The following is an 18944-nucleotide window of genomic DNA, read 5'->3' as shown; positions in this document are numbered from 1 at the left end:
CCGACGATTATGCCATGGAAATATGGCCGCCGCCCAGTGACCCCGGATGGGACTTCACCACTGGATCGGCGCGGCGCCCTGGCTGGCCAGCCAGGCGTTGACGGCGCCGAAATGCCCGCACCCCAGAAAAGGCACCGGGCCGCGGCGGGCCGACAAGGGCGACGGGTGGTTGGCTTGCAACAAGTGGTGCCGCGCATCGATCAAGGCCGCTTTCTTCTGGGCATGAGCCCCCCACAACAAGAAGGCCTTCGGGCCCATTGACGCCCCCACATGGCGGATCACAGCGTCAGTAAGCACCTCCCAACCACGACCAGCATGGCTGGCTGGAGCACCGTCCTCGACCGTTAGGCAGGTGTTGAGCAGCAGCACACCTTGCTCGGCCCAGCCGACCAGGGAGCCGTTCAGAGGCGGCGGCAGGCCCAGGTCGTGCTGGCGCTCCAGGAAGATATTGCGCAGGCTCGGCGGCCATTTCACGCCCGGGGCGACAGAAAAGGCCAGGCCCTCCGCCTGGCCCGGGCCGTGGTACGGGTCCTGCCCCAAGATCACCACGCGCACGGCATCGGGCGGGGTAAGCGCGAGCGCGCGCAGCGGCTCGGGCGGGTAGATGGTGGCGCCGGCGGCCAGCCGCGCGCGCAGAAAGGCCGAGAGCGCCTCGCCGGCCGGCGAGGCGGCGAAGGCGTCCACCACGGGCGCCCAGCCGGGCGCGACCGGCCAGTGGGCGAAGTCGGCGTTGTGCAGCCTCATGCAAACAGCTCGGCCAGCGCCAGGCCCGGCTCCGGCGCCCGCATGAAGGCTTCGCCGACCAGGAAGGCGTTCACGCCCGCCGCGCGCATGGTCTGCACGTCGGCGCGCGAGAGGATGCCCGACTCGGTGATCAGCAGCTTATCGGTGGGCACCTCGGGCAACAGGCCGAGCGTGGTCTGCAGCGACACCTCGAAGGTCTTTAGGTTGCGGTTGTTGATGCCCAGCAGCGGCGTGCGGAGCTTGAGCGCGCGATGCAGCTCCTCGCGGTCGTGCACTTCGACGAGCACGGCCATGTCCAGCCCCATCGCGATGGCCTCGAGCTCGGCCATGCGCGCGTCGTCCAGGCAGGCCGCGATGAGCAGGATGGCGTCGGCGCCCATGGCGCGCGCTTCGTAGACCTGGTACGGGTCGACCATGAAGTCCTTGCGCAGCACGGGCAGCACGCAGCTCGCGCGCGCCTGTTTGAGGAAGTCGGCCGAGCCCTGGAAAAACTGGCGGTCGGTCAGCACCGACAGGCAGGCCGCGCCGATGGCGCCATCGCCTTCGGCGTAGCTCTGCGCGATGTCAGCCGGAATGAAGTCTTCGCGCAGCACGCCCTTGCTGGGGCTGGCCTTCTTGACCTCGGCGATGACCGCGGCCTGGCCGGCGGCGACCTTGGCGCGCAAGGCGCCAACGAAGTCGCGCGTGAGCACGCGGCTTTCGGCATCGGCGCGCATGGCCTCCAGCGGCTTTTTCTTCTTCGCGGCCGCCACCTCCTGGTGCTTGACCGCCACGATCTTGTCGAGGATGTCGCTCATGCCCGCCCCTTCACGCGGCCGCGAAGGCCTTGAGCTGCTCGAGCTTGGCCAGCGCCGCGCCCGAATCCAGCGTGCGCCGCGCCAGCGCGATGCCCGCCTCCACGTCCGCCACCACGTTGGCCGCGTACAGCGCCACGCCCGCATTGAGCACCACGATCTCGCTCGCAGCCTTGAAGGCCGGGTCGTCGCGGCGCTCGAGCACGCCCAGCAGCATGGCCCGCGAGGCCTCGGGCGTCTCCACGCGCAGCGCGCGATTGCTGGCCATGGTCAGGCCGAAGTCTTCGGGATGGATCTCGTATTCCACGATCTCGCCGTTCTTGAGTTCGCCGACCATGGTGGCCGCGCCCAGGGACACCTCATCCATGCCGTCGCGGCCATAGACCACCACCGCGTGCTCGGCGCCCAGGCGCTGCAGCGCGCGCACCTGAATGCCCACGAGGTCGGGGTGGAACACGCCCATCAGGATGTTCGGCGCCGACGCCGGGTTGGTGAGCGGGCCCAGGATGTTGAAGATGGTCTTGATGCCGAGTTCGCGCCGCACCGGCCCGACGTTCTTCATCGCCGGGTGGTGGTTGGGCGCGAACATGAAGCCCACGCCCACCTGTTCGATGCAACGCGCGATCTGCTCGGGCGTGAGGTTGATGTTGACGCCCAGGCTTTCCAGCACGTCGGCGCTGCCGCTCTTGCTGGAGACGCTGCGCCCGCCGTGCTTGCTGACGCGCGCGCCGGCGGCGGCGGCCACGAACATGCTGCAGGTGGAGATGTTGAAGGTGTGCGAGCCGTCGCCGCCCGTGCCGACGATGTCGACCAGGTGGGTCTTGTCGGCCACGTGCACCTTGGTGGAGAACTCGCGCATCACCTGCGCGGCGGCGGTGATCTCGCCGATGGTTTCCTTCTTCACGCGCAGGCCGGTGATGAGCGCAGCCATCATCACAGGCGACATCTCGCCGCTCATGATGAGCCGCATGAGGTGCAGCATCTCGTCGTGGAAGATCTCGCGGTGCTCGATGGTGCGCTGCAGTGCCTCTTGCGGCGTGATGTGGTGGATGCGTTGCATGTGGCGTCTCCTCAGGCGCGGGAAGAAGGGTGGTCGGTGAAGGCCAGGCGCAGGCCGAAGCCGATGAACAGAGCGCCCGCGGCGCGGTCCATCCAGCCCATGGCGCGCTGCAGCGTGTGCAGGCGCCGCGCGGCCCAGGCGGCCAGCCAGGCGTAGCCCAGGTTGATGGGCAGGGAGTTGAGGTTGAACAGAACGCCCAGCAGCAGGAAGCTCAGCGCCGGGTGCGCCGCGTCGGGCCGAATGAACTGCGGCACGAAGGCCAGGAAGAACAGCGCGACCTTGGGGTTGAGCACGTTGGTCAGGAAACCGCGGCGCCACACCGCCCACAGGTCGGCCTCGGGCGGCGGGCCATCGGCCAGGTTCAGGCGGCCGGTGCGCGAGAACAGCAGCTTCACGCCCATCCACAGCAGATAGGCCGCGCCGATCCACTTGACCACCGTGAAGGCCGTGGCAGAGGTGGCGAGCAGTGCGCTCAGGCCGGCGGCGGCCGCGAACACGTGAACGAAGCAGCCGCCGACGATGCCCAGCGCGGCCACCATGCCGGCGCGCGCGCCGCCGCGCAGGCCGTGGCTCACGATGTAGAGCACGTCCGGCCCGGGCGTGAGGTTGAGCAGCCAGCCGGCCGCGACGAACAGGAGCAATTGCGGCAGGTCGGGCATGGCTTCGCTCCGGTTCAGTAAACCGCGGTGCCGCTCGGGCGCGGCGCCTGGCCCGAAGGGGCCTGGCCGAAGAAGCCGCGCACGGCGGCCAGCGCCCGCTCGATGCCCGCCGCGTCCACGCCCAGGTGGGTCACGAAGCGCAGGCCGATCAGGCCGGTGGCCAGCACGCCCTGGCGCTCCAGGTGGGCGAGCAGGTCGGGGCCGCGGCCGTTCGCGACGTCGACGAAGACGATGTTGGTCTGCGCCGAGCGCACCGTGAGGCCTTCGATGGCCGCCAGGCCCTGCGCCAGCCGTTGCGCGAGCGCGTGGTCATCGGCGAGGCGGTTCACGTGGTGGTCCAGCGCGTGCGAAGCCGCCGCCGCGAGCAGGCCCGCCTGGCGCAGGCCACCACCCACCATCTTGCGCCAGCGGCGCGCGCGCTCGATCAGCTCGCGCGGCCCGCACAGCGCCGAGCCCACGGGCGCGCCCAGGCCCTTGCTGAAGCACACCGAGACGCTATCGAAGCGGCCGGTGATGGCGCGCAGCGCCGCGACCACGTCGCCGCCCGGTCCGGCGTCGGCCACCGCCGCGTTGAACACGCGCGCGCCGTCGAGGTGCAGGGCCAGCCCGTGGTCGCGCGCCAGCTCGGCCATCTCGTCCAGATAGGCAGCCGGCATGGGGTGACCGTTCCAGGTGTTCTCCAGGCACAGCAGCCGCGTGCGCGCGAAGTGCGGGTCGTCCGGCTTGATGGCGGCCCGCACGTCGGCCGGGTTCATGAGGCCTTGCGGGTCCTGCGCCAGCGGCTGCGGCTGGATGCTGCCCAGCACCGCCGCGCCGCCGCCCTCGTAGCGGTAGGTGTGCGCGTTCTGGCCCACGATGTACTCGTCGCCGCGGCCGCAGTGGGCCATCATCCCGCACAGGTTGCTCTGGGTGCCGCTGCTCATGAACAGCGCGGCCTCCTTGCCGGTGAGCGCGGCGATCTTCTCCTGCAGCGCGTTGACCGAGGGGTCGTCGCCGAACACGTCGTCGCCCAGGGGCGCGGCCATCATGGCCTCGCGCATGGCGGGCGTGGGCTGCGTGACGGTGTCGCTGCGGAGATCGACGGTGTTCATGGCGCTTGCTCCAGGAAGTTCTTGAGCATCGCGTGCCCATGCTCGGTGAGGATGCTCTCGGGGTGGAACTGCACGCCCTCGATCGCCAGCGTGCGGTGCTTCACGCCCATGATCTCGCCGTCGTCGGTCCAGGCCGTGACCTCGAGCTCGGCCGGGCAGTCCTCGCGGCGGATCGCCAGCGAGTGGTAGCGGTTGACGGTGAAGCGTTCGGGCAGGCCGGCGAACACGCCGCGCTGGGTGGTGCTGATCTCGCTGGTCTTGCCATGCATCAGTTCCTTGGCCCGCACGATGGTGCCGCCGAAGGCCGCGCCGATGCTCTGGTGTCCCAGGCACACGCCCAGGATGGGCAGGCGGCCCGCGAAGTGGCGGATGGCGGGCACCGAGATGCCGGCCTCGGCCGGCGAGCAAGGGCCGGGCGAGATCACCAGCCGGTCCATGCGACCGCCGTCGAGCCGCGCCTGCAGCTCATCGAGCGTGACCTCGTCGTTGCGCACCACCTCGACCTCGGCGCCCAGCTCGCCCAGGTACTGCACGATGTTGAAGGTGAAGGAGTCGTAGTTGTCCACCATCAGGACACGAAAGCCCCCACGCTCCCCCGCTGGGCGGGGGTCGCTGCCCCCCAAGGGAGCTTGAACGCCTTGGGACGGCCCGGCGTCGTTCATGATCGCGCTCATTCCAGTCCCTCCTCCACCAGTTCGGCGGCGCGCAGCAGCGCGCGCGCCTTGTGTTCGGTTTCTCTCCACTCCATCTCGGGCACCGAGTCGGCAACCACGCCGGCCGCGGCCTGCACGTACAGCACCTGGTCCTTGACGATGGCGGTGCGGATGGCGATGGCCACGTCCATGTCGCCGGCGTAGCTGAGGTAGCCGCAGGCGCCGCCGTAGATGCCGCGCTTGACCGGCTCCAGCTGATCGATGAGTTCCATGGCATGCACCTTGGGCGCGCCCGTGAGCGTGCCGGCCGGGAACGTGGCCTTGAGCACGTCCATGTTGGTCATGCCCTCGTTCAGGATGCCCTCGACGTTGCTCACGATGTGCATGACGTGGCTGTAGCGCTCCACCGCGAAGGCCTCGGTGACCTTGACGCTGCCGGTCTTGGCGATGCGACCGATGTCGTTGCGCGCCAGGTCGATCAGCATGACGTGTTCGGCGCGCTCCTTGGGATCGCTGACCAGTTCGGTTTCGGTGGCCTTGTCCTTCTCGGGCGTGGCGCCGCGCGGGCGCGTGCCGGCCAGGGGGCGGATGGTGATCTTCTGGCCGTCCTCGGTGTGCTCCTGGCGCACCAGGATCTCGGGGCTCGCCCCCACCACCTGGAAGTCACCGAAGTGGTAGTAGTACATGTAAGGCGAGGGATTGAGTGAGCGCAGCGCGCGGTAGAGCGACAGCGGCGACTCGGTGTATCGCTTCTGGATGCGCTGGCCCACCTGCACCTGCATGAAGTCGCCCGCCGCGATGAGGCCCTTGGCGCGCTCCACCGCCGCCAGGTAGTCGGCCTTGGCGAAGCCGCGCTCGGCCGGGTGGTGCTGGGTGGGCTTGACCTGCGGCGCGCTCACCGAGTACTTGAGCGCTTCCTTCAGTTCGCGCAGGCGCTTCTTGGCGCCGCTGTAGGCCTCGGGCTGGCCCGGGTCGGCGTAGACGATGAGGTAGAGCTTGCCCGAGAGGTTGTCGATGACCGCCAGTTCCTCGCACTGCAGCAGCAGGATGTCGGGGCAGCCCAGGGTGTCGGGCGGGCATCCGGCTTCCAGCTTCTTCTCGACGTAGCGCACCGCGTCGTAGCCGAAGTAGCCAGCCAGGCCGCCGCAAAAGCGCGGCAGGCCGGGGCGCAGCGCCACCTTGAAGCGCTGCTGGTAGGCGGCGATGAAGTCCAGCGGGTTGCCGTGCGCAGTCTCGACCACCTCGCCGTCGCGCACCACCTCGGTTTTGGCCGCAGCGCCGAAGCCGCTGGCGCGCAGCAGGGTGCGCGCGGGCAGGCCGATGAAGCTGTAGCGCCCGAAGCGCTCGCCGCCCACCACCGACTCGAGCAGGAAGCTGTGGCGGCCATCGCCACGGCCGTGGGCCAGCTTGAGGTAGAGGGAGAGCGGCGTTTCGAGGTCGGCAAAGGCCTCGAGCATCAGCGGGATGCGGTTGTAGCCCTGCTGGGCCAGGCTCTTGAATTCCAGTTCGGTGATCATGTTCGTTCCATCCGTCCGGGGCCGCCGCGAAGCGGTGGGGGGTGGCGGCCGGGGGGTTCCATCGGTCCGGCAGGCGGGCTGCCGGGAGGCGCTGCGGGGAGCGGCGGCGCTCAGGCGCCCGGCCGGTCCCCGCGGGGGGAGGGGTGCACGTTCAGGCTGGCTTGCGCCAGGGCCAGGCTCCCCCGCCGAAGAGGCGCGGCAGAGAGCCGTGGGTGAGCGTGCAGGGACGAAACATGGTGGGCGCACTATATCAAAGCCCCGCGACGGGCCCATAGAGCGTGCGGCGGATCACGCCGCCAAGCTTTCGTTCTAGAGCCTTACCCGCTGGACCGAGGCCGGCGGCGCGGGGACAATTCCAAAAATCGAACGACCGTTCACTTTTTTGGATGCACCCGATGCGGACCCTTCCCTGGCGCGCGCTGGCCCTGGCCGGCGCCCTGTTCTGCAGCGGCTTCGCGGCCTGGGCCGCCACCGTCGACGTGGCCGGCGTGCCGCTGGAAGACCGCATCACCGTGGCCGGCAAGCCCCTGGTGCTCAATGGCGCGGGCGTGCGCTACAAGGCGGTGTTCCAGGTCTACACGGCGGGCCTGTACCTCACGGCCAAGGCCGACACGCCCGAAAGCGTGCTGGCCAGCATGGGCCCCAAGCGCATCGGCATCACCATGCTGCGCGACATCGACGCGGCCGAGCTGGGCAAGCTGTTCTCGCGCGGCATGGAGGACAACATGGACCGCGCGGCCTTCTCCAAGCTCATCCCCGGCGTGATGCGCATGAGCCAGATCTTCGCCACCCACAAGAAGCTCAACAAGGGCGACACCTTCACCGTGGACTGGGTGCCGGGCACGGGCGCGGTGCTGACCGTGCGCGGGCAGATCGAGGGCGAGCCCTTCAAGGAGCCGGAGTTCTTCGACGCGCTGCTGCGCATCTGGCTCGGCCCCAAGCCGGCCGACTGGCAACTCAAGGACGCGCTGTTGGGCAAAGCCCGCACCGGCAACCGCCCATAACGGGCTGAGCGCCGGCCATCCCCCGAAACGGCCTCGCCGCGCGACGGGCGGCGGCATCCTGGGTACGGTACGGGGTTTCCTTCGTTCCACCCCGTCACCGAGACCCATGCGCCGCCGTCACGTCCTCCAAGCCGCCGCCATTGGCGCCGTCCCGCTGATCGCGCGGGCCCAGGAATCCAGCGACCTGGTCGTCGCCCACATCGGCCCGTTCACCGTGCTGCCGGCGCCGGACGCCAAGGAGCTGCACGAAGGGGCCTCGGCCGCCTTCAACGACCTCAACGGCAAGGGCGGCATCGCCGGCCGCAAGGTGGAGCTGCTGCGGCTGGACGACACCTACACCTTCGACGGCTTCAAGGCCCGCCTGGCCGAGGCCATGCCGCGCAAGCCCCTGGCCCTGCTGACGCCCCTGGGCTCGGCCACGCTCAAGCAGATGCTGGACAGCAAGCTGCTGGACAGCACGGACCTCGTGGTCATCAACGCCGTGCCCGGCGCCGCCGTGCTGCGCGACCCCGGCCACCCCAAGCTGTTCCACATCCGCGCCGGCGACGACCAGCAGATCCGCAAGATCGTGTCGCATGCGCGCGCGCTGAACGTGCAGTCCATGGGCGTGCTGTACCAGAACATCCCGATCGGCTCGTCCGGCCTGGCCTCGGCCAAGGCGGCCGCGCAGGGCACGGGGCTGGAGATCATCGGCGCCGAGTCGGGCACGGAGCTGGCCGACATCACCAAGGCCGCGCAGGCCATCGCCTCGCGCAACCCGCATTCGGCCATGGTCATCGGCTCGCCCAAGTTCATGGGCCAGAGCATCGCCGCGCTGCGCGCGGCGGGCGTCTCGCAGCAGCTGTTCTCGCTGTCCTACCTGCCGGCGCCGGCGCTCAAGGCCCTGGCCGGCGCGGGCGCGCGCGGCGTGGGCATCGCCCAGACCTTCCCCAACCCGAACGGCGTGACCTCGCCGCTGCAGCGCGCCTTCCGCGCGGCGATGCAGCGCTCGCACCCCGAGGTGAAGACCTACACCCCGTTCCACCTCGAAGGTTATGTGACGGCCCAGGTCTTCTCCGAGGCCGCGCGCCGCGCCCGCCCGCTCACCCCCACCGGCCTGGCCGAGGCCCTGCGCCGCATGGGCGAACTCGACCTCGGCGGCTTCCGCGTGGATTTCAGCAAGGGCAACGAGGGCAGCCAGTGGGTCGACATTGGCGTGGCCACCGCCGAGGGCCGGCTGCTCTACTGATTTAGGGCAGCAGGTGCGCCGGCAGCTCGTCGAGCCGGTCGAGGTAGGCGTCGGCGTCCACGCCGCGCACCGGCTCGCCGTGGTTGTAGCCGTAGCTCACCAGCACCACCGGGCAGCCCGCCGCACGCGCGGCCAGGGCGTCGTTCTGCGAATCGCCCACCATCAGCGTGCGCGCGGGCGCCACCGCCAGCGCACGGCAGGTTTCGATCAAGGGCAGCGGGTCGGGCTTGCTGCGCGCAAAGCTGTCGCCGCCGAAGACCTGCGCGAAGAACGGCGCCAGGCCCTTGGCGTGCAGCAGATCGCGCGCGAAGGCCAGCGGCTTGTTGGTGACGCAGGCCAGCGCCAGGCCGCGCCCGCGCAGGGCCTGCAGGCCCTCCACCACGCCGGGGTAGACGGTGCTGTGCGCGCCGTTGGCGACGGCGTAGTGCCGCTGGTAGCTGGCCCAGGCCTCGTCCAGCCGCGCCTGCGCGCCGGCCTCGTCCAGCCCACCGTGCCGCAGCGCGGCGCGGATCAGGTGCATCGAGCCCTTGCCCACCATGCGCTGAATGTCGGCGCGGGCCACGGCCGGGCGGCCGAGATCGCGCAGGGTGGCGTTGAGCGCGGCGTCGAAGTCGCCGAGGGTGTCGACCATCGTGCCGTCGAGGTCGACGATCAGTGCCCCCACGCTCCACCGCTGCGCGGGTGGCTGCCCCCCGGGGGGGCCGGCTGGGCTGGGGCGCGGCCCGGCGCCCGGCCGCGCGCGGATGCCGCGCATCACGCCAGCGCGGCCCGCATCTGCTCGATCACGGCCCGGTAGTCGGGCTTGCCGAAGATCGCGCTGCCGGCCACGAAGGTGTCGGCGCCGGCGTCGGCCACGCGCCGGATGTTGTCGGGCTTGATGCCGCCGTCCACCTCCAGGCGGATGTCCTTGCCGCTGGCCTCGATGCGCCGGCGCGCGTCCTCGACCTTGCGCAGTGCCGAGTCGATGAAGCCCTGGCCGCCGAAACCGGGGTTGACGCTCATGATCAGGATCAGGTCGATGTCGTCGATCAGCCAGTCCAGCACGTCCAGCGAGGCCGCGGGGTTGAAGGTGAGCCCGGCCTTGACGCCGCGCGCCTTGATGGCCTGCACGCTGCGGTGGGCGTGGGTGCTCGCATCGGGGTGGAAGCTGATGAGGTCGGCGCCGGCGTCGGCGAAGGACTGGGCCAGCGCGTCCACCGGCTGCACCATCAGGTGCACGTCGATGGGCACCGGTGTGCCGTCGGGCGTCTTCGCGTGCGGCTTGAGGGCCTGGCACACCATGGGCCCGAAGGTGAGGTTGGGCACGTAGTGGTTGTCCATCACGTCGAAGTGGATCCAGTCGGCGCCAGCGGCGACCACCTGGCGCACCTCCTCGCCCAGGCGGGCGAAGTCGGCGGAGAGGATGGAGGGGGCGATGCGGTACGTGGTCATGGCGGGCGTTGGGCGGCGGAATCGGAACCCGGCATTGTCTCAGGCCTCCCGCCGGGCCGCCTCCCAGGGAGGCCTGCGCCCCCATGGGGGGCAGCGACGACACGAAGTGCGCAGCGTGGGGGCTCTGCCCCGGCGGCGCGCGCGGCCCACAGGTAACATGCCGCCCATGCCCAAGTACCTCTTCACCTGCGAGGCCGAGCCTCAGTACCTGAGCGAGCAGTCCGCGCCCGAGGAAGAGCTCTACGCCTTCGCGTACACCATCACCATCACCAACCACGGCGAGGCGCCCGCGCAGCTCATCTCGCGGCACTGGATCATCGAGGACGCGCACGGCCACACCGAAGAGGTGAAGGGCCTGGGCGTGGTGGGGCACCAGCCGCTGCTGCGCCCGGGCGAGTCCTTCCAGTACACCAGCGGCACCCGCCTGCGCACGCCCACCGGCGCCATGCGCGGCAGCTTCTTCTGCGTGGCCGAGGACGGCGAACGCTTCGAGGCCGCGGTGCCCGAGTTCGAGTTGCGCGCGGGCGGCGCTGGTGGCGCGCAGGCCACGCGCGTGCTGCACTGAAGCCCCCCGCGCCCCCGGCCCGCATGGACCTGCAACAGCTCCTCGACACGATGGCGCCCGAGGCGCCGCTGGCGCAGCGCCACCTCTGGCTGGCCGACGCGCTGGCCTGGGTGCGTGGCGACGCCATCGACGTGGCCGCCGCCCTCTCGCGCGTGCGCCTGTTCGTCGGCGCGCTGGAGGCCGACCCGGCGCTGCGCGAGCGCTGGCACGCCTGGCTGCGCGCCTTCGTGGCCGGCGTCGACATCACCCCGCTGCTGGCCGACTTCGGCTTCGCGCCGCGCACCGCCTTCCTGAGCGAACTCGGCCACCGCCTGCGCCGCAAGCTGCTGCCCGGCACGCCCGAGACGCGCGACCTGGCCGAGCTGTTCTCGCTGCTGCTGCCCTCGCCCTTCGACGTGCGCTGGATCAAGGCGCTGGACACGGCCACGCTGGAGCGGCTGGCCGCGCTCACGCCCGAGCGCGGCACCGATGTGTGGAATCAGTCGCTGCTGGACGCGCTGACCTTCTGCACCAGCCAGGTCAGCGCCACCGGCTTCGCCTCCGAGATCCGCATCCGCATGTCGGCCGAGGCGCAGGCCGAGCGCCCCTTCCACGAACTGCCCGGCGTGTTCGAGGCGCTGCGCCGCGAGTTGCGCGTGCACGGCCCGCGCAGCGCCGAGGCCGAGCAGGCCGCCGAGCGCCTGCGCGGCCAGCTCGACGCCTGCCGGCACGCGGCCTACACCGTCTACCAGCACCTGGAAGAGCACGGCGTATCGGTGGGCATCGTGTTCCGCCTGCGCCAGCTGCGCGAGCGCATCGTGCGCATCAAGCAGCTGCTGGACTGCCTGCTGGCCGCCCAGCCCGGCCGCGCCAACGCCGCCCTGCTGGCCGACCTGGTGCAGGTCGGCATCGAGAACCGCAGCGTGCGCGCCCTCATCGCCGCCAGCTCGCACCTCACGGCCGCCAAGGTGGCCGAGCGCAGCGCCGAAAGCGGCGAGCACTACATCACCCGCAACGCCGCCGAGTACAAGGAAATGCTGGGCAAGGCCGCGGGCGGCGGCTTCGTGCTGGGCTTCACCACCTGGATCAAGTTCGCGCTCTACGGCGTGGGGCTGTCGGCCTTCTGGGGCGGCTTCGCGGCCGGCTTCAACTACGCGGCCTGCTTCGTGCTGATCATGCTGCTGCAATGGACGGTGGCGACCAAGCAGCCCGCCGTGACCGCGCCGGCCATGGTGGCCAAGCTGCGCGACATCAAGGCCACGGGCGCGGTGCGCCGCTTCGTCGACGAGGTGGCCAACCTGTTCCGCTCGCAGATCGCGGCCATCCTGGGCAACGTCGGCATGGTGGTGCCCACGGTGCTGCTGATCAGCTCGCTGCTGTGGTTCCTGGGCGGCGAGGCCATGATCGGCGCCGACAAGGCCCGCCACGTGCTGCACGACCTGCGCCTGCTCGGCCCCACCGCGCTGTTCGCCGCCTTCACCGGCGTGCTGCTGTTCGCCAGCAGCATCATCGCGGGCTGGGTGGAGAACTGGTTCGTCTTCCACAAGCTGGACTCCGCCATCGCCCACAACCCGCGCTTCACGCGTGTGCTGGGCCGCACGCGCGCCGCGCGCTGGGCCGGCTTCGCGCGCGCCAACGTTTCGGGCCTGGCGGCCAACGTGTCGCTGGGCTTCATGCTGGGCCTGGTGCCGGTGTTCGCGCAGTTCTTCGGCCTGGGCCTGGACGTGCGCCACGTCACCCTCTCGGCCGGCCAACTGGCGGCCGCCGGCTTCTCGCTGGGTCTGGAGGTGCTGCGCGAACCGGCCTTCTGGTGGGCCGTGGCGGGCGTGCTGGTGGTCGGCCCGCTCAACCTCACGGTGAGCTTCTACCTGGCCTTCCGCCTGGCGCTGCGCGCGCAGGCCATCAGCACGGGCAACCGCCAGCTGATCCGCCAGGCCATGCGCCGGCGCCTGCGCTCCGCGCCGCTGAGCTTCCTGCTGCCGCCGCGCGAGCGCCCGGGCCCGGACGACGAAGCCGCCGAGCCTTCCGCGCATGGGTGAGTTCGAACTGATCGCGCGCCACTTCGCGCGCGCCGCGCCGGCCGGCGGCCCCGTGGTGCTGGGCGTGGGCGACGACTGCGCCCTGCTGCAGCCCACGCCCGGCCACCAGCTCGCCGTCAGCACCGACATGCTGGTCGAAGGCCGCCACTTCTTCGCCGGCGCCGAGCCCGAGGCCCTGGGCCACAAGGCGCTGGCGGTCAACCTGTCGGACCTGGCCGCCATGGGCGCGCGCCCACTGGGCTTCACGCTGGCGCTGGCCCTGCCGGCGGCCGACGAGGCCTGGCTCGCGCCCTTCGCGCGCGGCCTGTTCGCGCTGGCCGATGCGCACCACTGCCCGCTGGTGGGCGGCGACACCACGCGCGGCCCGCTCACGCTCAGCCTCACCGTGTTCGGCGAGGTGCGGCCCGGGCGCGCGCTGCGCCGCGACGCCGCGCGGGCGGGCGACGAGCTCTGGCTCAGCGGGCGCACCGGCGAGGCCCGCCTGGCCCTGGCCCTGCGGCGCGGCGAGCCCTGGGCGCGCGGCGAGCTGGCCGTGGTGCAGGACCGCATGGACCGCCCCACGCCGCGCCTGGCGCTGGGCCAGGCCCTGGCCGCCACCGAGGGCGTGCGCGCCGCGCTGGACCTCAGCGACGGCCTGCTCGGCGACCTCGACCACATCCTGCAGGCCAGCGGCCTGGGCGCGGAGATCGACGCTGCCGCGCTGCCAGTGGCACCGGCCTTGCGCGATCTGGATGAGGCGCACCGCCTGGACTGCCTGCTCGCCGGCGGCGACGATTACGAGCTGCTGTTCACCGCCGACCCTTCGGCCCACGCGGCCGTGCTGGCGGCAGGCGCCGGTGCCGGCGTGGCGGTCACGCGCATCGGGCGCCTGCGGGCAGCGCCGGGGTGGCGGGTGCTCGATGCGCTGGGCCGCGACCTGACCATCCGCGCGCGCGGCTTCGACCATTTCGCCTGAGCGCCGCGCCGGGTGGCCCCTGCGCAGGCGAAATGCTTCACGCCTCCGGCGTGAAGCCGATCTGCTGGACCAGGCGGGCCCAGAAGGCCGACTCCTCGCGCAGCAGCGTGGCCAACTGCGCGGGGCTGTTGGGGAAGGGCTCCATGTACAGCGAGGCCAGCCCGTCGACCACGTCGGGCGCGGCCAGCGCCTGGCGCACACCGGCGTTGAGGCGCTGCACGGTGTCGACCGGCGCGGCGGCGGGCAGGTAGAAGCCGAACCAGCCCAGGTACTTCAGGTCGGCGATGCCCTGCTCCGCCAGCGTGGGCGTGTCGGGCGTGAAGCGGCCGCGCTGCGGGCCGCTGGTGGCCAGCAGCCGGCACTTGCCAGCCTTCACGTTGGACATGAACTCGCCGGTGGGGCCGACCACGGCGGCGATCTGGCCACCGATGAGGTCGGTGATGGCGGGCTGCGAGCCACGAAAGGCCACGTGGCGCAGATCCGCCTGGCCGGTCTTGCCCAGCGAGGCGCCGATGAAGTGGGCCGCTGAGCCCGTACCGGCCGAGCCGAAATTGGCGCTGGCCGGGTGGGCCCGGCACCAGGCCAGGAACTCGGGCACGCTCTTCACGCTGACCGGTACCTGGGGGCCGACCGCCAGCGCGTAGTCGAAGGCCGCCGCGGCCGACACGGGCACCACGTCGCGCACCGGGTCGTAGGGCAGGCGGCGGAAGGTGTGCGGGTGCAGGCCCAGGGGCGAGGCGGGGGTCAGCAGCACCGTGGCGCCGTCGGGTGCGGCGTTCTTCACCGCCTGCACGGCGATTTGCCCGCCCGCGCCGGTGCGGTTCTCGACGACCACCGCCTTCGCGTAACCCGGGTGCAGCTTCTCGGCGACGCGGCGCCCCACGAGGTCGATGGTGCCGCCCGGCGCGAAGCCGATCAGGATCTTGGCCGTCTCCGGCGTCGGGGTCTGGGCCTGCAGGGGCGGCTGCCAGGCGGCCATCGCCAACCCTGTGGCGCTGGCCTGGCAGAAACGGCGGCGTGAAACGCTCATGGGGATGTCTCCTTTTTGTCGTGGTGGGGGGGGAAATGGAAGCCGCTCAGAGGTCGAGCACCAGCCCGGGCGTGCGCGAACGCGACACGCAGACCAGCAGGCGGCGCAGTCCGGGCCGCTCGGACTCGGGATAGACGTAGTCGCGGTGCTCGGGCTCGCCCTCGCACACGGCGGTCTCGCAGGTGCCGCACAGGCCCTCGCGGCAAGAGAAAGGAATCGACAGGCCGTTGGCCTCCAGCACCTCCAGGATGCTGCGCTCGGGCGGCACGTGAAAGCGCCGCTGGCTGCGCCGCAGCTCGACCCAGAAGCCCCCCGCCGCGGCGTCGGGCTCGGACCGCTGCGGCGCGGCGAACCACTCGAAGTGCCGCTCCGCCGCCGGCACCGCCCCGGGCGCGTCGCGCACGGCCTCCATCAGCGGGGCCGGGCCGCAGCAGTAGATGTGCGTGCCGGCACCGGCCCCGGCCACCAGGCGCGCCGCCGGCAGCGGGCCGCCGGCCTCGTCGTCGCAGTGCCATTGCACCTTGCCACCGAAGGGTGCGAGGTCCTCGTAGAAGGCCAGGCGCGAGCGGTTGCGCGCCGCGTACACCAGGCGCCAGGGCCGACCCGCGGCCTCGCACCAGCGGACCATGGACAGGATGGGCGTGATGCCGATACCGCCCGCGATGAACAGGTAGCGCGGCGCATCGGGCACCAGCGGAAAGTGGTTGACGGGCGCGCCGCAGCGCAGCGCCATGCCGGGCCGCAACTCGGTGTGCACGCAGGCCGAGCCGCCGCGCCCGGGCGCGGCGCGCCCGACGCCGATCACGTAGCGGTGCCGCTCGCGCGCGTCGTTGGCCAGCGAGTACTGGCGCACCAGGCCGTTGGGCAGGTGCACGTCGAGGTGCGCGCCGGGCTCGAACACCGGCAGGTCGCCGCCCCGCGGGTCCACCAGCTCGAGCCGCAGCACGTCGCGCGCCTCGGCGCCCATGTCGGCGATGCGCAGGCTCAGCTCGCCCGGCGCCTGGGCCATCGCGGGGCCCTTCGCCGCGTCCACCACCGGCCCCGTCACGCGGGCTGTCCCGCACCCGCGGCCGGGGCGGCCATCCGCACGGCCACCGCGCTCTCGGCGGCGCGTTCCCCGGCCACCAGCTTGTCGAAGGTCCAGCGGAAGTGCGACAGCGGCGCGTCGGCCGCGACGGCCAGCATGCGAAAGCCCGGATCCGCGTCCAGCACCTTCTGCTGCGCCTCGATGAGGTGCTTGTCCTCCATGAAGCCTTCGATCAGGCTCTGGTGCAGCGAGCGCGAGACATTGGCGTCCTCACCCTCGAAGTTGTTCAGGTAGGTCCAGAAGAAGTGCGTGGTGCGCCGGGTCTCCGGCGTCATGAACTGGCAGTTGCGGTACTCGCGGCTGCCCTCCCGGTTGCCGGTTTCCGAGCCGCTGCCGGCCGGCGAGAACATGGACTCCAGGAAGAAGATGCCCGGCACGTGCATGTGGCCGATGTTGCGGCGGTCGACCGGCAGGTCCTTCTCGGCGGCGGGCAGCACCTTGCGGTGGAACGGGGGCGGCGCCGCGTTCATGTGCCAGCGCTCCACCCGGAAGCCGCGTGGCAGGCGCTCGATGGCCACCGGCTTGGTCACGTAGGCGTACTCCTCCGAGCCGCCCAGGGTCTTGGTGTGCACGAAAGCCAGGTGCGCGAAGTCGCTGAGGTTGTCGACGATGAGCAGCCAGTTGGCCTCGTAGTGGAGGTAGTCGGGCACCCCTTTCCATTGCGGGTCGCGCAGGTAGGGGAAGTCGATGATGTCGCCGGGGTCGGCCTGGGCCGGGTCGCCCATCCAGATCCAGACCAGGTGGTCGCGCAGCACCACGGGGTAGCTCTTGACGCCCAGCTTGGGTGGCACCACCTCCTGGCCGGGGATCTGGATGCACTTGCCCGAGGCGTCGAACTTCAGGCCGTGGTACATGCAACGCACGCAGTCGCCCTCGCGGCGACCCAGGTGCAGCGGAACGCCGCGGTGGCAGCAGCGGTCCTGCAGCGCCACCACCTTGCCGCTTTCGGACTGGTAGAGCAGCACCGCTTCTTCCAGGATGGTGCGCGCCAGCATCTTGCCGTCGATCAATTCGTGGTCCCAGGCGGCCACGTACCAGCAGTTCTTCAGGAACACCCTGTCTCTCCATGCACCAGCGGTGCGTCATGCGTTGTCGATGGGTGAGAATCCTAGGCAGCGGGCGGCTGGCGATAAACAGGCTGCCCTGGCTTCTGTGTTCGCGAACCTGAACAATGCATTGGGAAGATTTCGACGCTTTCTGCCAGGTCGTGGACCACGGCGGATTCACGGCCGCGGCGCGGGCCACCGACCGCCCCAAGTCCAGCCTCAGCGCCTCGGTGACGCGGCTGGAGGCGCAGATCGGCGCGCGGCTGCTGGAGCGCACCACGCGCCAGCTGCGCCTCACCGATGAAGGCGAGGCGCTCTACCGAGAGATAGCCAAACCGCTGGCCCAGCTGCGCGAGTTCGCCGCCGAGGCCGTCACCAAGAGCTCGCAGGTGCAGGGCACCCTGCGCGTGGCCGCGCCCTACGAGTTCGGCGCGCACCACCTGGCCAGCGTGTCCTGCGCGGTGATGAAGGCGCACCCCGAACTCAAGGTCCACCTCGACGTGGAGCACGCACGCGTGGCGCTGTTCGAGCGCCACTACGACATCGTGTTCTCCGCCATCGAACACAGCTTCGCGCCCGCCACCGTGGTGACGCGGCGCGTGTACTCGCTGGAGCGCGGCCTCTTCGCTTCGCCCGAGCTGGTGCGCGAGCACCCCGCGCTGAAGTCGCCGCAGGACCTCAACGACCTGCCTCTGCTGGCCGGCAACGACGACGCCCTCTGGAGCTTCCAGGGGCCCGGCGGCGAGCCGGTGCAGGTGGACATGCGCACCCCGCGCATGCGCAGCGGCAACGCCAGCCTGCGCCTGGCCAGCGCCAAGGCCGGGCTCGGCGTGGCGCGCATCACGGCCACCTTCTGCGAACAGGCCGTTGCCAGCGGCGCGCTGGTGCGCCTGCTGCCCGAATGGACCTGCGAGCCGCTGCGCATCTACGCCCTGCTGCCCGGCCGGCGGCTGGTGCCGTCCAAGGTGCGGGTCTTCCTGGATGCGCTGGAAGACGAAGCGCGCGGCAGCGCGGGCTGAACCGCCTGGACGCGCCGCCCACCTATCATCGACCGATGCCCTCCGACGCCCCCGCCCGCCCGACCTGGCGCTTCCTCTTCGCCCACCCCGCCCACTTCATCGCCCTCGGCGCGGGCGCGGGCCTGTCGCGGCTGGCGCCGGGCACCTCGGGCACGCTGTGGGCCTGGGTCGCCTGGCTGGTGCTGGAACCCCTGCTGCCGCACAGCAGCTGGGGCCTGCTGCTCGCCGCGGCCACGCTGCTGGGCTGGTGGGCCTGCACCGTCACCGCGCGGCACCTGGGCGTGGCCGATTCGGGCCACATCGTGTGGGACGAGGTGGTGGCCTTCTGGCTCGTGCTCTGGCTGATCGCGCCCGCCGGTTTCTGGGCGCAGCTCGTGGCCTTCGCGCTGTTCCGCTTCTTCGACGCCGTGAAGCTGGGCCCCATGGCCTGGGCCGACCAAGCCTTCAAGGGCTTCGGCCCGCGCGGCGGTTTCGGCATCCTGCTCGACGACTTCGCGGCCGCGCTGTGCACGCTGCTGGTCATCGCGCTCTGGCGCTTCTGAGCATGGACGCCGCGACGCTCGACCTCGTCACCGAACTGGCCGCCCGCCTGCGCGCGCGCGGCGCCATGATGGCCAGCGCCGAAAGCTGCACCGGTGGCCTGATCGCCGCCGCGTGCACCGAACTCAGCGGCTCCAGCGAGTGGTTCGAGCGCGGCTTCGTCACCTACTCTAACGCCGCCAAGACCGACTCGCTGGGCGTGCCCGCCGCGCTCATCGCCGCGCACGGCGCGGTGAGCGAGCCCGTGGCGCGCGCCATGGCCGCGGGCGCGGTGGCCCATTCGGCGGCGCGCTGCGCGCTCGCGGTCACCGGCGTCGCCGGTCCCACGGGCGGCAGCGCGGACAAGCCCGTGGGCACCGTGTGGTTCGGCTGGTGCACGCCAGCCGGCGTGGCCAGCGAGCACCGCCGCTTCGACGGCGACCGCGCCGCCGTGCGCGCGCAGGCCGTGCGGCACGCCCTGGCCGGCCTGCTGCAGCGGCTGGATTGACACCCCCAGGACCCGC

The 18944-nt window shown here is 71.6% G+C and carries 20 protein-coding genes; 8 read left to right on the top strand and 12 right to left on the bottom strand.

Annotation, left to right across the window (positions count from 1 at the left end):
- Window positions 1-54 precede the first annotated feature (54 nt).
- From JNX00_RS01910 to trpE, 7 genes are all read right to left on the bottom strand, one after another.
- On the bottom strand, window positions 55-744 hold the full coding sequence (locus JNX00_RS01910; RefSeq protein ID WP_070400313.1) for a uracil-DNA glycosylase: 690 nt from the start codon (window positions 742-744) through the stop codon (window positions 55-57).
- The gene (trpC, locus tag JNX00_RS01905) at window positions 741-1541 is read right to left on the bottom strand and encodes an indole-3-glycerol phosphate synthase TrpC (RefSeq protein WP_204743918.1); all 801 of its coding nucleotides are present in this window, start codon (window positions 1539-1541) and stop codon (window positions 741-743) included. The genes JNX00_RS01910 and trpC overlap by 4 nt, the downstream gene beginning before the upstream one ends.
- Window positions 1542-1551: 10 nt before the next feature.
- Window positions 1552-2598, bottom strand: a complete 1047-nt coding sequence (gene trpD, locus JNX00_RS01900) for an anthranilate phosphoribosyltransferase (protein WP_070400311.1) — start codon at window positions 2596-2598, stop codon at window positions 1552-1554.
- An 11-nt stretch (window positions 2599-2609) separates the two neighbouring features.
- Complete coding sequence (locus JNX00_RS01895; protein ID WP_204743917.1) at window positions 2610-3257, bottom strand: LysE family translocator; 648 nt, start codon at window positions 3255-3257, stop codon at window positions 2610-2612.
- Window positions 3258-3271: 14 nt separating this feature from the next.
- Window positions 3272-4348, bottom strand: coding sequence for a low-specificity L-threonine aldolase (gene ltaE / locus JNX00_RS01890; RefSeq protein ID WP_070400309.1), 1077 nt, complete (start codon window positions 4346-4348; stop codon window positions 3272-3274).
- On the bottom strand, window positions 4345-4917 hold the full coding sequence (locus JNX00_RS01885; protein WP_070400308.1) for an aminodeoxychorismate/anthranilate synthase component II: 573 nt from the start codon (window positions 4915-4917) through the stop codon (window positions 4345-4347). Before JNX00_RS01885 ends, ltaE begins: the two co-directional genes overlap by 4 nt.
- A 101-nt stretch (window positions 4918-5018) precedes the next feature.
- A complete protein-coding gene (gene trpE / locus JNX00_RS01880) occupies window positions 5019-6518 on the bottom strand; it encodes an anthranilate synthase component I (protein WP_204743916.1) in 1500 nt (499 codons plus the stop codon).
- Between the two features lie 395 nt (window positions 6519-6913).
- On the opposite strand from trpE, the gene JNX00_RS01875 reads away from it, so the two are divergent.
- Both JNX00_RS01875 and JNX00_RS01870 read left to right on the top strand, forming a co-directional pair.
- Window positions 6914-7522, top strand: coding sequence for a chalcone isomerase family protein (locus JNX00_RS01875; RefSeq protein ID WP_070400306.1), 609 nt, complete (start codon window positions 6914-6916; stop codon window positions 7520-7522).
- Between the two features lie 106 nt (window positions 7523-7628).
- The gene (locus tag JNX00_RS01870; RefSeq protein ID WP_070400305.1) at window positions 7629-8750 is read left to right on the top strand and encodes an ABC transporter substrate-binding protein; all 1122 of its coding nucleotides are present in this window, start codon (window positions 7629-7631) and stop codon (window positions 8748-8750) included.
- Window position 8751: 1 nt separating this feature from the next.
- Here the strand turns inward: JNX00_RS01870 and gph are convergent, their stop codons facing one another.
- Together gph and rpe are read right to left on the bottom strand one after the other, a co-directional pair.
- Window positions 8752-9414: a phosphoglycolate phosphatase gene (gene gph, locus JNX00_RS01865; protein ID WP_275564520.1), complete on the bottom strand. Its 663-nt coding sequence runs from the start codon at window positions 9412-9414 to the stop codon at window positions 8752-8754.
- Between the two features lie 89 nt (window positions 9415-9503).
- The gene (rpe, locus tag JNX00_RS01860; protein ID WP_204743914.1) at window positions 9504-10181 is read right to left on the bottom strand and encodes a ribulose-phosphate 3-epimerase; all 678 of its coding nucleotides are present in this window, start codon (window positions 10179-10181) and stop codon (window positions 9504-9506) included.
- Between the two features lie 166 nt (window positions 10182-10347).
- Between rpe and apaG the strand changes: the two genes are divergently transcribed.
- Genes apaG through thiL form a run of 3 tightly spaced genes read left to right on the top strand, consistent with a single transcriptional unit; the run spans window position 10348 to window position 13719 of the window.
- Window positions 10348-10746, top strand: coding sequence for a Co2+/Mg2+ efflux protein ApaG (gene apaG, locus JNX00_RS01855; RefSeq protein WP_070400333.1), 399 nt, complete (start codon window positions 10348-10350; stop codon window positions 10744-10746).
- Window positions 10747-10769: 23 nt separating this feature from the next.
- Entirely contained in the window at window positions 10770-12764 is a 1995-nt protein-coding gene (locus tag JNX00_RS01850) for a site-specific recombinase (protein ID WP_070400302.1), read from the top strand.
- Entirely contained in the window at window positions 12757-13719 is a 963-nt protein-coding gene (gene thiL / locus JNX00_RS01845; protein ID WP_204743913.1) for a thiamine-phosphate kinase, read from the top strand. The genes JNX00_RS01850 and thiL overlap by 8 nt, the downstream gene beginning before the upstream one ends.
- 37 nt (window positions 13720-13756) lie before the next feature.
- Here thiL and JNX00_RS01840 read toward each other — a convergent pair whose 3' ends face one another.
- Genes JNX00_RS01840 through JNX00_RS01830 form a run of 3 tightly spaced genes read right to left on the bottom strand, consistent with a single transcriptional unit; the run spans window position 13757 to window position 16891 of the window.
- Complete coding sequence (locus tag JNX00_RS01840; RefSeq protein ID WP_204743912.1) at window positions 13757-14749, bottom strand: Bug family tripartite tricarboxylate transporter substrate binding protein; 993 nt, start codon at window positions 14747-14749, stop codon at window positions 13757-13759.
- A gap of 46 nt (window positions 14750-14795) precedes the next feature.
- Window positions 14796-15758, bottom strand: a complete 963-nt coding sequence (locus JNX00_RS01835; RefSeq protein WP_239478234.1) for a PDR/VanB family oxidoreductase — start codon at window positions 15756-15758, stop codon at window positions 14796-14798.
- Window positions 15759-15793: 35 nt separating this feature from the next.
- Window positions 15794-16891 (bottom strand): aromatic ring-hydroxylating dioxygenase subunit alpha, encoded by a 1098-nt coding sequence (locus tag JNX00_RS01830; protein ID WP_204743911.1) that lies wholly within the window; start codon window positions 16889-16891, stop codon window positions 15794-15796.
- Between the two features lie 116 nt (window positions 16892-17007).
- Between JNX00_RS01830 and JNX00_RS01825 the strand changes: the two genes are divergently transcribed.
- Genes JNX00_RS01825 through JNX00_RS01815 form a run of 3 tightly spaced genes read left to right on the top strand, consistent with a single transcriptional unit; the run spans window position 17008 to window position 18928 of the window.
- A complete protein-coding gene (locus JNX00_RS01825) occupies window positions 17008-17901 on the top strand; it encodes a LysR family transcriptional regulator (protein WP_070400297.1) in 894 nt (297 codons plus the stop codon).
- A gap of 35 nt (window positions 17902-17936) precedes the next feature.
- Window positions 17937-18443, top strand: coding sequence for a phosphatidylglycerophosphatase A (locus JNX00_RS01820; RefSeq protein WP_204743910.1), 507 nt, complete (start codon window positions 17937-17939; stop codon window positions 18441-18443).
- A gap of 2 nt (window positions 18444-18445) precedes the next feature.
- Entirely contained in the window at window positions 18446-18928 is a 483-nt protein-coding gene (locus tag JNX00_RS01815; protein WP_204743909.1) for a CinA family protein, read from the top strand.
- Window positions 18929-18944 lie beyond the last annotated feature (16 nt).

The organism is Hydrogenophaga sp. YM1, from assembly GCF_016903055.1.
GTDB classification, from domain to species: domain Bacteria; phylum Pseudomonadota; class Gammaproteobacteria; order Burkholderiales; family Burkholderiaceae_C; genus Hydrogenophaga; species Hydrogenophaga borbori.
The sequence above is the reverse complement of the archived record's forward strand: the minus strand, read 5'-3'. Positions and strand labels throughout refer to the sequence as shown.